The sequence below is a fragment of the Neoroseomonas terrae genome (genome assembly GCF_018129025.1).
In the GTDB taxonomy this organism is placed as follows: Bacteria; Pseudomonadota; Alphaproteobacteria; order Acetobacterales; family Acetobacteraceae; genus Neoroseomonas; species Neoroseomonas terrae.
In genome coordinates this window covers 21,993-33,731 of sequence record NZ_JAAEDI010000025.1, presented here as the reverse complement: position 1 = coordinate 33,731, position 11,739 = coordinate 21,993, and the positions used below count along the sequence as shown (strand labels likewise).

The 11,739-nt window shown below is 70.3% G+C and carries 11 protein-coding genes and 1 tRNA gene; 2 read left to right on the top strand and 10 right to left on the bottom strand.

Translation table 11 applies throughout. The annotated features are described in order from the left end of the window. The first annotated feature begins 55 nt into the window (after window positions 1-55). Both GXW78_RS21140 and GXW78_RS21135 read left to right on the top strand, forming a co-directional pair. Window positions 56-928, top strand: coding sequence for a M91 family zinc metallopeptidase (locus GXW78_RS21140; RefSeq protein WP_211870880.1), 873 nt, complete (start codon window positions 56-58; stop codon window positions 926-928). Next, on the top strand, window positions 925-1,542 hold the full coding sequence (locus GXW78_RS21135) for a hypothetical protein (protein ID WP_211870879.1): 618 nt from the start codon (window positions 925-927) through the stop codon (window positions 1,540-1,542). The genes GXW78_RS21140 and GXW78_RS21135 overlap by 4 nt, the downstream gene beginning before the upstream one ends. Window positions 1,543-1,690: 148 nt before the next feature. On the opposite strand, the gene GXW78_RS21130 is transcribed toward GXW78_RS21135, so the two are convergent. From GXW78_RS21130 to GXW78_RS21085, 10 genes are all read right to left on the bottom strand, one after another. Continuing rightward, window positions 1,691-1,773, bottom strand: a tRNA-Leu gene (locus tag GXW78_RS21130). A gap of 73 nt (window positions 1,774-1,846) precedes the next feature. Next, complete coding sequence (locus GXW78_RS21125; RefSeq protein ID WP_211870878.1) at window positions 1,847-3,583, bottom strand: metallophosphoesterase family protein; 1,737 nt, start codon at window positions 3,581-3,583, stop codon at window positions 1,847-1,849. Between the two features lie 358 nt (window positions 3,584-3,941). Then, window positions 3,942-4,862, bottom strand: coding sequence for an NAD(P)-dependent oxidoreductase (locus GXW78_RS21120; protein ID WP_211870877.1), 921 nt, complete (start codon window positions 4,860-4,862; stop codon window positions 3,942-3,944). A gap of 15 nt (window positions 4,863-4,877) precedes the next feature. Continuing rightward, window positions 4,878-5,966, bottom strand: a complete 1,089-nt coding sequence (locus tag GXW78_RS21115) for an enolase C-terminal domain-like protein (protein WP_211870876.1) — start codon at window positions 5,964-5,966, stop codon at window positions 4,878-4,880. Between the two features lie 35 nt (window positions 5,967-6,001). Further along, a complete protein-coding gene (locus GXW78_RS21110) occupies window positions 6,002-6,865 on the bottom strand; it encodes a YihY/virulence factor BrkB family protein (RefSeq protein ID WP_211870875.1) in 864 nt (287 codons plus the stop codon). A 60-nt stretch (window positions 6,866-6,925) separates the two neighbouring features. Beyond that, entirely contained in the window at window positions 6,926-7,390 is a 465-nt protein-coding gene (locus tag GXW78_RS21105; protein ID WP_211870874.1) for an EF-hand domain-containing protein, read from the bottom strand. Window positions 7,391-7,629: 239 nt separating this feature from the next. Next, entirely contained in the window at window positions 7,630-8,538 is a 909-nt protein-coding gene (locus GXW78_RS21100) for an SAM-dependent methyltransferase (protein ID WP_211870873.1), read from the bottom strand. Then, entirely contained in the window at window positions 8,535-8,900 is a 366-nt protein-coding gene (locus tag GXW78_RS21095) for a DUF423 domain-containing protein (RefSeq protein WP_211870872.1), read from the bottom strand. Before GXW78_RS21095 ends, GXW78_RS21100 begins: the two co-directional genes overlap by 4 nt. 170 nt (window positions 8,901-9,070) lie before the next feature. Then, on the bottom strand, window positions 9,071-10,108 hold the full coding sequence (locus GXW78_RS21090) for a serine hydrolase domain-containing protein (protein ID WP_211870871.1): 1,038 nt from the start codon (window positions 10,106-10,108) through the stop codon (window positions 9,071-9,073). A 5-nt stretch (window positions 10,109-10,113) separates the two neighbouring features. Beyond that, window positions 10,114-11,685 (bottom strand): ABC transporter substrate-binding protein, encoded by a 1,572-nt coding sequence (locus GXW78_RS21085; RefSeq protein ID WP_211870870.1) that lies wholly within the window; start codon window positions 11,683-11,685, stop codon window positions 10,114-10,116. Between the last annotated feature and the right edge of the window lie 54 nt (window positions 11,686-11,739).

The window sequence follows — 11,739 nt, the reverse complement described above, 5'->3', positions numbered from 1 at the left end:
CCGCGGGTTCGGACACCGGCTATCGTCGGCACCGATAGATACCGCCCGGGGTCCCATGGTCGGCTTCCCTGCCTCCCGCCTGCTCGACCTTCATGTGTGCCCGATGTTCACGGGCCCGGTGCCCCATGTCGGCGGTCCCGTGCTGCCGCCCTGCATGGTCACGGTGCTGACGGGCAAGCGCCCGCAGGCGCGAATCTCTGACATGGCCGTCTGCGTCGGACCGCCCGACGTCATCGTCGCCGGTGCCGCGACGGTGCTCGTCGGCGGTTTGCCGGCGGCTCGCATCCTGGACAGCACCGCCCATGGCGGCATCCTGGTGCTCGGCGAGTTCACCGTGCTGATCGGGGGGCCGGCCTTCAAGCTGCCGCCGAACATCAAGCTCGAGGGCTCGCCCAGCTTCCAGCAGAAGACGATCCGTGACCTCTACATGCTGTCCACGACCCCCACCGGGAAACAGCTCATCGACGACCTCGGCGCCTCCGGGCAGCCGGTGACCATCGTCGAGCACAGCGGCACCAACGGCTTCTGCACGCCGAATGACGGCACGAAGGCGGCCAACGGGACGGGCACGGGCTCGGTGATCCAGTACAACCCCGACTATCGCTCGAACGCCTATGACAGTTCGGGCAACCTGATCGCGCAGCCGTCGCAGGTCATCCTGGCGCATGAGATGGCGCATGCCCGGGCGAATGCGAATGGCAACCAGGCGCAGGGCACAGATACCGCCCCGCCGACATCCGAGCCCAACATCGATGCGGAGGAGGCCCAGGCCATCGGTACCGGCAGCTACAACGGCACGTCGCCGTCGGAGAACAGCCTCCGCCAGGATCTCGGCCTGCCGCGCCGCGACAACCATTTCGGCACGGGCGGCCCCACTGCCGGCGAACCGCCGCCGGTCAATCTCCGCCCCGGGAGCCCGCCGCTGTGACCGCCGTTGCATTTGGCGCGCGCCTGGATATCGAGGCGGCCTCGGGGCCCGGAGAGAATCCGCCGCTGCGCATCCGCTGGCGGCTGCGCAATGTGGGCGGCGTGGATCTCGGCGTGTTCGCGCGCCTGCCGGATGCCGACCCGGCGCGATCCTACGCGCCTGAGCTGTTCTACATCGATGTCGTCGCGGACGTGCTGCACCTGCGCAAGATGGTGCTGCCGGTGCCGCCCGGCCTGCAGATGGCCGAGCGGCAACCGCCCGGCGTCGTCATCCTGCGGGTCGGTGCCGAGGAGCAAGGCAGCCTCACGCTGGCCCAGCCGGTGCCGGTCTGGAACCCCTACCGCCACGCCGTGATGGTGGGTGAGGCCAGGGGCAAGCCGGTCGCGCCGACCCTGCCCCGCCGCGTTACCGAACTCGCCGTTTCTTTCGGCCTGTTCAACCTCCTGCCGGAGGAGAAGGTCTTTCCGCTTTCGCCCGACCGGCCCGAAGTGGTGCGGCTGTGGCCACCGGGAGCGTCGATGCAGCGGCAGGTGGTCCTGACCGACCATATCGCGCTGCCCCAGCCCGTCGTGGCGTTCGACTACGAGACGCAGCCACCGCCGCGGCGGCGGTAGTTTCCCTCAGGCGCCGGCGCAGGTGTCCGCGTAGCCGGCTTTCGCACCATGCAGCGGCAGGCCGACGGTCAGGGCACGGTCGCGCCGTGCGCATCGCGCCGCAGGTCAATCGACAGCGCTGCTCACGTGTAGCTTCGCGAAAAGGGAATGCCCGCCGCCGGACTCGAACCGGCACATCCTTGCGGACTGCGGATTTTAAGTCCGCTGCGTCTACCATTCCGCCAGGCGGGCACCTGTTTGTCGGCCGTCCAGGTAGCCGCCACACGAGCCCTACCTGCACCGTCGAACGGGCCAAGTATCTCCCCTAATGCCCCTCGTCGATAGGGGCGTGGCCGGGCACCTCGATCCGCTTCGGCGCCAGCAGCGCCAACCCGCCATCGGGCGCTGCACCGAAGGCGTGCAGCCAGAAGTACCGCGCCTCCGCATCCAGCGCGCCCATCACCGGCGACGGTGCGGACAGGATGCGCAGGCCACCGCTGCCGCCCATCCAGTCGACGTGTCGATGCCCGTGCATCACGACGATTCGCAGCGCGTGCCGGCGCAGCCGGCGCAGCACCCAATGCCCGTTCACCAGCGCCGTGCCGATGCGGTCCGCCAGCGCAGCGCCCGGTCGTGGATACTCGACCGGATGATGATGCAGAGCGACCACCCAGCGGGCCCGCGGCCATTCCCGCATCGCGATCTCCGCCGCGCGGAGCTGCGACAGGCCCAGGATGCCGAGCGCGTTGGTGAAGGAGAAATGCGTCTCGGCGTTGGAATCGAGCAGCACCACGCCGAGCCCGTCCGGCGTCGCCGGCGGCGCGATAAGCGGAAAGGCCTCGTCCCACGCGCCACGCGCGTCGAACCCCGCCCGCAGCCCGCCCTCATCCATGAAGCGCGCCAGCCGAGCCGCGCGCCCATCCTGCGCCAGCCAAGCGTCGAGCGTCGGCCCGACACGCCCGGTGCCGTGGTCCACCACGCGCACCCGCCGCCCCTGCACCCGCGCCATCGATGACAGGAAGCGCAAACGCCGCAGCTTTCCCCCCGGCGCGGTCGGCAGTTCCAGCCGCGACGGGTTGGCGCGATCGACGATGTTCACGTCGTGATTGCCGGGGATGATCAGGAGCCGGTCGCGCAGCGACGGATGCCGCGCCACGGCCTCCTCGAAGGCGATGAACTCGGCGTTGCGCGCCGCATCGGTGATGTCGCCGGTGATCAGCACCCATGCCAGCTTGTCGTCGCGATCTTCAGCTTCGATTAACGCCAGCGCGCGGTCGAAGCGCGCGTTGCCACGCGGCCCGTCACGGCCGCATTCCAGCCGGAAGCCATAGGCGTCGCCGACGATGTGGATGTCCGACAGATGCGCGACGCGCCAGCGCGCCTCCCCTTCATCGGGCGCGCCGATATCCTCCGGCGTGCCGGCCAGCGCCTCGGCGATGCTCCAGGCCGGCGCGCCGACCATCAGATAGACGGCGACGACCCAGACGCCATTGCGGATGGCGTCGAGCACGATGCCGACCAGCTCGCCCGCGCCGATGCCCGCCACGCGCAGCGTCGGCAGCGGCCCCGCCCACCAGGCGACCGCCGCGCCGAGCAGCGCGATCGCCGCGCCCGCCGCCAGCCCCGCATCCCGCCGCGTCGCCGCCAGGTTCCGGCCCGGCGCCGCGGTTTCCAGCGCCAGCCGCATCGCCTCCCGCACCGCGGTGTAGAGCGGCTGGACCAGACCGGCATTCAGCGCCCAGAAATTGCTCTCGACGACGCGGAACAGCGGACGGCCCCAGCGCCAGGCGACGACGGTCGCGATCGCCGCGAAGCTGACCAGCGCAGCGACGAGGCCAAGGCGCGCGACACCGTGCCAGGCCGTCTCGGTCAGCCACAGCACCGCCTTGGGCGCAGCACCGATCAGCAGCGCCGGCACCACCAGCAGCATCGTCGCAGCCAGCGCCAGCTTGGGCAGGCTGATCTCGAGCAGCATGCGCGTGGCGTGGCTGAACAGCGAGTGGCGCGAGGTGGAGGAGGCGTCGTCCTCGAGGTCCCCGTCGCGGGGGTCGGCGAAGGTCATCGGGCGGTGTGGGTGCGGGTGTGGCGCACCGTGGCGTCGCTGGTGATGCGGCGGCTGTGGACGTCAGAGGGGCTTTGCCCCTCCGACACCTCCTCACCAAAGGCCGAAAGGCCTTTGGAAACCTCCACCTGGCGCCGGGCGCCGATGCCGGTATGCGCGCCGAAATCTGTTTTTGCGCCCGAAGCAAGCTCGCAAGGACAACAGGACGGCAGCATTGCAGGACACCAAGAGATTGCGGTCCAGGATGCCCAGCATCCTGGCGGGTGGAGGCTTGGAGGAGGGCAGAGCCCTCCTTCGATCTTCCGCTTTCGGCCTTTGGCGGGGCTGGATTTGGGGAAGGCCCCGGTCCACTGAGCCGTCACGCACCCTCCCGCACGATCCGGCGGCAATGTACCAGCGCGGCTTCCAACAGGTTGTCCGTCGCCTCCGGCGTGCGGAACGCCGAATGTGAGGTCATCGTGACATTCGGCAGCGACGCGATCGGATGACCTGCCGGCAGCGGCTCCTCAACGAACACGTCGAGACCCGCCGCGCCGATCCGTCCGCTACGCAGCGCCTTGATCAGCGCCGGCTCGTCCACGATGGCGCCGCGCGCTGTGTTCACGAAGATCGCGCCCGGCCGCATCTTCGCCAGCCGCTCCGCACCGAGGAAGCCGCGCGTCTCGTCGTTCAGCAGCAGGTGCAGCGAGACGACGTGGCTCTCTGCCAGCAGCGTGTCGATGTCGGTGAAGGTCACGCCGGGATGCGACTTCGTCGACCGGTTCCAGGCCAGCACCTTCATGCCGACGCCGGCGCAAAGCCGCGCCATCTCCGCGCCGATCCCTCCGAAGCCGATGATGCCGACCGTCTTGCCGGTGATCTGCATGCCCTCGTCGCGCGGCCAGCCGCCGCCGGTCATGGCGTGGTGCGTCGGACCGATGCCGCGCGCAGCGGCCCACATCAGCGCGAAGGCCATCTCGGCAACGGCGGTGTCGCCATAGCCTTTGATGATGTGCACCTTCACGCCGCATTCGGCCTCCAGCGCCTCAGGGTCCATGTAGGACCGCGCGCCGGTGCCGAGGAAGACGATGTGCTTCAGGTCGGGGCAGCGCTTCACCACCTCGACCGGGAATTGCGTGTGGTCGTCGATCGCGATCTCGACGCCCTTCAGCAGCGCCGGCAGCGCCTCGGGGGAGATGTCGGGGTCCTCGTGAATCGCGACCGGCAGGTCATCGGCGCGGTGAAGCCGCCGCATGATGGCCGCGAGGGGGGCATTGGCATCGACGAAGGCGGCTTGCATCGCTCGATCTCCTGTTCAGACATCCGCGGCATGCTGCGCCAGCGCCGCCTCATCCCACACAATGCCCATCCCCGGCCGGTCCGGCACCAGCGCCATGCCGTCCTTCACCTGGAAGGGCTCGGCCACCAGCGGCGCCGCGACGTCCAGATGTTCCAGCAGATGCGCCGTCGGCGTCACATTCATCAGATGCACGCTGGCCTCGACGAAGATGTGGGACGACATCGGCACGCGATGCGCCGCGGCGATCGACGCCGCGCGCATCCACCCGGTCACGCCGCCGATCTTCATCGCATCCGGCATGCACAGATCGACCGCGCCGGCGGCCAGCGCCCGCTGCATCGCGGCCGGCCCCCACCAGTTCTCCCCGCCCTGCACCGGCACCGTCAGCCGCCGTGCGAGTTCCGCCAGCCCGGCATCGTCCTGCACCGGCAGCGGTTCCTCGAGCCACCGCACGCCGAGGTCCTGCAGCGCGCGGCCCCGCCGCTCGGCTTCCGGGAGGTCCAGCGCCTGGTTGTAGTCGACCAGGATGCCGACCTCGTCGCCCACCGCCTCGCGTACACCGCGCACCGTGTCGAGGTCGTCCTCGAGCCGCGCATGACCGATCTTGAACTTCACCCACCGGGCGCCGAGGGTCGCGACAGCCCGCCCGGCCTCCTCCGCCAGCATCGCCGGCCCCCACCCGCGCAGGGAGGCATAGATCGGCACCGGCCGGGCCTCGCCGCCCAGCAGCCCGCACAGCGGCAGCCCGGCGCGCACCGCCAGCGCATCCCACATCGCCATGTCGAGCCCGGACAGCGCGATCTGCACCAACCCCTCAGTGCCGAGGATGCGCCCGGCATCATGCAGCTCCCGCCAGATCGTCGCGGGCGCCAGCGATCGTCCGACCAACCCCGCGCCCAGGCTGCGCGCCAGCGCCGCCGTCGGTCCCAGTGCGGCCGGCGTGTACGGGAACACATAGGCCGTTCCCGCCGCCCCGCATGCGGTGTGCAGATCGACAATCACCAGCGGCGCCCGCCGGATGACGTTCAGGCTGTTGCGCAGCGGCGGCTCGAAGGGCGCATCGACCGCGCGCACACGGACCTCGGCGATGACGGGCAGGTTCATGGGCGGGTTCCTCCGCCGCCGATCCTGCCCGCGCCTCACGCCTCCGTCGAGGCGTGCTGCTCCATCAAGGCGACGTTCAGCTCCGCCCCCAGCAGCACGACATAGACCGACACCCAGAACCACATCAGCAGCACGACGACGGCGCCGAGCGGCCCGTACATCAGGTCATAGGTCGCGAAGTTCGAGACATAGAGCGTGAATCCGAAGGAGGCCGCCGCCCAGATCAGCGTCGCCACCACCGCGCCCGGCAGCGTCCAGAGAACCCCGGGATGCGACCCCGACGGCCCGAGCCGATAGACCACGATCAGTCCGAGGAACACCAGCAGCAGCAGCGTTCCCATGGACATGCCCCGCAGCGCCCAGGCCTGCGGCGCCGGCAGGCCCAGCAGCGCCGCTACGCCCGGCAGCGCGACCAGGGATGCGATGGCCAGCGTGGCCGCCAGCGTCACCGCCAGCGTAATGCCGATGGCGAGCGAGTGGTACCGCAGGAACCCCCGCGTCTCCGTCACGTCATGCAGCATGTTCAGGGCACCGAGCATCGCTCGCGTGCCCGCCGAGGCCGACCAGATCGCGACGCCGCCCGACACGATCGCGCCCCAGTTCATCGCCGGCCGCGGCTGCGCGACCAGTGAATGCAGCCGGTCCGCGATCAGCGAGAAGGTCTCGGCCGGCAGTAGTTCCCGCAGGATGTCGAGCTGCGGTTCTACCGTCGTGCTGTCGAAGGCCAGGCCATAGATCAGCACCAGCAGGAAAATCCCTGGGAACAGCGCCAGCATCGCGTAGAACGCGCATCCGGCCGCGGTCAGCGAGATCCGGTCCGACGATGCCTCCCGCATTACGCGAACGCCGATGGCGATCGCGCCCCGGCGGCGCGATCTTCGCCGGCGAAGGGGCGGCATGACATCCATGTCGCCACAGCTAGAACAGATCGCGTCCGAGTGGAATCACACAGCCGCGCGCTATCTCCGCGCGGCCTCCAGGGCCGCATTGGCCGGCGGTTCGAGCTGCCGCTCGGTCCTCGCCCGCAACTCCAGCGACGTGATCCGTCCATCCTGGTCGGTGTCGAGTCGCTGGAGCAGGGCGGCGAGCGCAGTGCCCGTCGGTGTACCTGGCCCCGCCATGTTGGCGGGACGTTGCTGCACTCCTTGCAGCGTGGCGGCGAATTCCTGTCGGCCGCCGGCAGCCTGAAGCCGAGCCGCATCCTGCTGGCTCTGCATGCGGAATGCCCGGATCGCCTGTGGCGCGGTGGGCGAACGCTCCGGGGTGATCTGCATGGCCGCGAACTCCTTCGTGGTCAGTCGCCCGTCCTTCTGTCGGGCCACGCCGTCCTGGCGCGGACGACAGCATTGCAGGCGGCGTGCCAGAAGCTGCTGGAGAGGGGCGCCGCCCCTCTCCAGACCTCTCCCCGCCAGGATGCTGGGCATCCTGGACCGCAATCCGTTGGTGGCGGGCGCGGCGGGCCAGCGGACCCTCGCAACGCTTCGGGCGCAGGAGAGCGGCTCGGCGAGCATCCTGACAGCGATGCCGGGCGCCAAGTGGAGGTTTGCAAAGGCCTTTCGGCCTTTGCTGGGGTGGTGTCGGAGGGGCAACGCCCCTCTGACGTCCGCAGCGGAGGTATCGCCGTCATCAGCCCCCAACGCCGCGGCCAAGCTGCGCGAATGGGTCAGCCGAGCCGCGCGAAGGTCAGCTCGTGCTTGTTGTGAAACCCATGGAAGAGCTGGGCTCCGGGGATCGCCGCGAAGGCCGCCGCGGCGTCGTGGTCCGTCTCGCCCTGGAACTTCAGCGTGCACACGAAATTCCGCGCGGCCCCCGCCTCCATCCAACGCCGGACAAGCCCCAGCAGGCGCTCCGGGTAGCAGATGATGTCCGAGAACAGCCAGTCGACCGGCACTTCCTGCCGGGGGTCGAGGCCGAAGGCGCTTTCCTGCCGGCAGGAAACGCCGGGCATGGCGGCGATGGCGGGGTCGAGCGGCGCCTTGTCCACCGCCGTCACGCGCGCGCCGAGCTTCGCCATGACCCATGTCCAGCCGCCGGGCGATGCGCCGAGGTCGAGGCAGGTCTCGCCCGGAACCGGGTGCCGGCCAAGCCGGGTCAGCGCCTCCCACAGCTTGAGGTAGGCGCGGGACGGTGGCCCCTCGCGATCCTCGGCGAAGTGGACTTCGCCGTTGACGAAGGGGCTGGTCTTGTTCGGGCTCGCCAGCATCCGGTCGGGGGCCAACAGCGTCCAGGCGCCGAGATGGCCGCTGGGCGCGGGTTCCGGAAACACCAGCGCCCGCGCCTTCACCGGCGGCAGGCGCTCGGCCAGCAGGGCCGACCGGCGGTGATGCAGCAGCGGGTAATGCGCCCAGTTCCGTTGGATCGCCCGCAGCGCATCGGCGCCGGCCTTAACGGAGGGCACCGCGATCTCCCGCGGATCCGTCCAGACATCGAGCGCCCAAGGTGCGGCCACCGGCATGTCGGCGGACAGCGCGAGGCGGCCGTGCCAGGCGTCGAGACGCGCGCCGGCGCGTCGAAGGTCCTCGGCAAGGTCGTTCTCGAAACCCTCGGCCGCCAGATAGGCGCTGCGGATCACCGCTTCAGCGCCGCCAGCGCCAGCAGCGCCCAACCGGCCATCAGCACCATGCCGCCAGTGGGCGCGAGCGGCAGCGCGATGCGCGGATAACCCAGCGCCCCCCACCACACGGCGCCGCAGAACAGCACCGTGCCGACGGCGAAGGCAAGGCCCGCGAGATGCGCGATCCGGCTGCCGCGCTCGGCCAGCAGCCCGGCCGCGATCAGGGCGAAGGCGTGCCAGCCCTGGATCATCAGCGCATTGTCCACCGCGCGGCGCGGCCCCGGCGCGAAGCCGGCGGGCGCGCCATGGGCGGCCCAGGCGGACAGGCCGACCGCCGCGAGCCCAGTCAGGGCACCAAGGAAAAGCCAGACCCGATTCATGGCCGCGCTTTAGCAGCCCGGCCGGGTTCTGTCGCGCCGACCCTATGCTGATCGGCACCGCGGCGGGGCCGCGATTGCCGTCGCGAGCCGTGCTGCGATCGGGCGAGGATGCCCGTCCGATCTGGACCAGACGCGCCCCACGCCCTGGGGCGGGACGCGCGGCAGCATCGCTAGACCCGCGCGTCCAGCACCACCTGCCCGAGCTTGACCATGTCCGAACCCGACACCGACGGCAGGTCTCCGAGATCGACGCCGGCGTTCCGCTTCATCGCGCGCTCATCGCTGATCGCCCGGCGATGCACCATCACCAGGTCCAGCGCCGGCAGGCCGAGGATGAACTGCCCGTAGTGCCCCGACGCCAGAAAGGCGCCACGCCATTCCGGCGCCTCGGACTGCATCGGCACCCACCAGTAGTACCCGTAGCCCATGGCGCGCCCGGCGAAGGTGCCGTGCATGCCTGCCGGTGTCACATGCGGCATCGTGCTTTCATGCACCCAGGCTTCCGGCACGATCTGCCGGCCATTCCATCGCCCGCCGCGGAGCGCCAGCAACCCGACCCGCGCCATGTCCCGGCCAGAAAGAAACATGTGATAGGCGAGGAACCGCGAACGATCGGGATATCCCAGCATCCGCTGCCGATCGCGATCGAAATCCTCGAAGCCAAGCGGCACGGCAAGCTGGTCGCGCAGTGCGTCATGCACGGCGATGCCGGTCAGCTGCTCGAAGATCGCGCCGGCGACGTTGAAGTCCCAGTTGTTGTAGTGGAAGCGCGTGCCGGGCGCGTGCGCCCCACGCTCCGGCGTGCCGGCATCATCCCCGCCCGGACTGCCCGCCGGGTAGTAAACGCCGGAGCGGCTGGTCAGGATGTCGCGGATCGTCGCGCGCCTCTCCGCCGGCAGCAGCCCCTTCACATCGTCGATGCCGAGCTGTTCCAGCGTCAGCGACAGGTCGATCGTCCCCGACGCCACATGCGGCCCATACAGCAGCGACAGGATGCTCTTGCGGGTCGAGGCGAGATAGCTCGCCTCCGACACGTCGCCGTAGCGATAGATCGAGCGCCCGCCGGCGACGATCATGAAGGAGGTCGTCGTCAGCCCGCGCAGCCGCTCGGTGAAGCGGTCGAGCGCGGCCGCGTCTAAGCCGGCCGATCCCGGATCGGCTTCCTCCCAGGATGCGGCGGGAAAAACGTCAGTGGTGGTGATGCTCATCTCGGTCACGGCTCCGCCCGGCGGACGTCCTTGGCAAGGCTCCGTTCATCCAGCCGGGGTTGATAGGTCAGGCGACGCTGCATCGCCCAGGTGTTGGTCTGGTGATAGAGCGGGATGATCGCGGCATCCTCCATGGCCATGCGCGTGGCCTGGCGCAGCATCTCCTCGCGCGCCGCATCCTCGAACGTCGCGCCCGCGCGCGCGACCAGCGTGTCCAGCGCAGGATTGCTGTAGTTCGTCGTATTGCTCGCGCCGGTGTTGCGCGTGCGGTCGGGCGTGCCGAGCACGTTCACGAGCATCGAGGTCGCATCGAAGGTCGCGCTGCCCAGTCCAAGAACGCCGATCGCGAAATTCGCGCGCTGCGCGGCATAGGCGCTCCAGGGCAGCGAGGCGACGGAGGTCCGCACGCCGATCCGCGTCCACATCTGCGCGATCGCCTGCGCCACGGCCGGCGCGCCGGGATAGCGATCGGTCGGCACATGCAGCGTCAGCCGGAAGCCGTTCGGATAGCCCGCGCTCGCCAACAGCGCGCGCGCCCGTTCGGGGTCCGCGGCGCCGACCGTCAGGTCCGGCACGGCCGAGAAGGTCCCACGCGGCACGATCTGCACGGTCGGCGTGGCGGTGCCTTCCAGCACGCGCTCCGTCAGGCCGCTGCGGTTGATGGCGATCGACAGCGCCTGCCGCACCTCGCGCCGGGCGAGCGGGTTGCTCGGCAGCGGGCTGCCATCCGCCGCGCTGACCGACGCTGCCGGCACCGCGGTGCCGACTTCCGGCGACAGGTAGATCACGCGCAGCCCCGGCGCGCTGACCACGCGCAGTTCCGGTGTCGCAGTCAGCCGCGGCAGGTCCGAGGCCGAGGGCATCTCGATGATGTCGACATCGCCGGTCAGCAGCGCCGCGGTTCGCGCGGCGGCGTTCGGCATCATGCGATAGGTCGCGACGTCCCACGCCACCTGCCCGCCCTGCCAGGCCGGGTTGCGCTCCAGCTCGACCCGCTCACCGGGCCGGAAGGCGCGCAGGCGGAAGGCGCCACTGCCGATCGCCGCGCGGCCGGCATTGTAGTCGGCAGTCGTCGCATCCTCCCCGACATGGCGGGAGATGACGGCGACATTCGCGAGGTCGCCCGGCAGGCCCGGCGCCGGCCCCGGCGTCTCGATGCGCAGCGTCGTCGCGTCCACGGCGCTGACGGAAGCCACGCTGCGCAGGAAGCCGCCGAAGCCGCCCGGGCTGTTCGGGACGTTGCGCGCGCGGGTGTAGCTGAAGGCGATGTCGTCCGGCGTGACCGGCTTTCCGTCATGCCACGTCAGCCCCGGCCGCAGCTTGAACTCCCAGACCGTCTCCGAAACCGGTCGCCAGGATTCCGCAAGACCCGGAATCAGCCGCCCCTCCGGATCGCGCTCCACCAGCCTGTCGAAGATCTGCATCGCCAGGCTGTTGTTGGGCGAGGCGTTGTGAAAATGCGGATCGACCGAGGTGACGGCGCCGGCCATGCCCATGGTCAGCGAGTCGGCCTCCGCGACAGCCGTCGCGAACAGCGCGAGGCACGCGGCCGAGCACAGCGTCCAACCCTTCGACATCGCACGCCTCCTCTCGCCGACACCCATGACGGCGGGAAGGTCATCGCAGCGCCG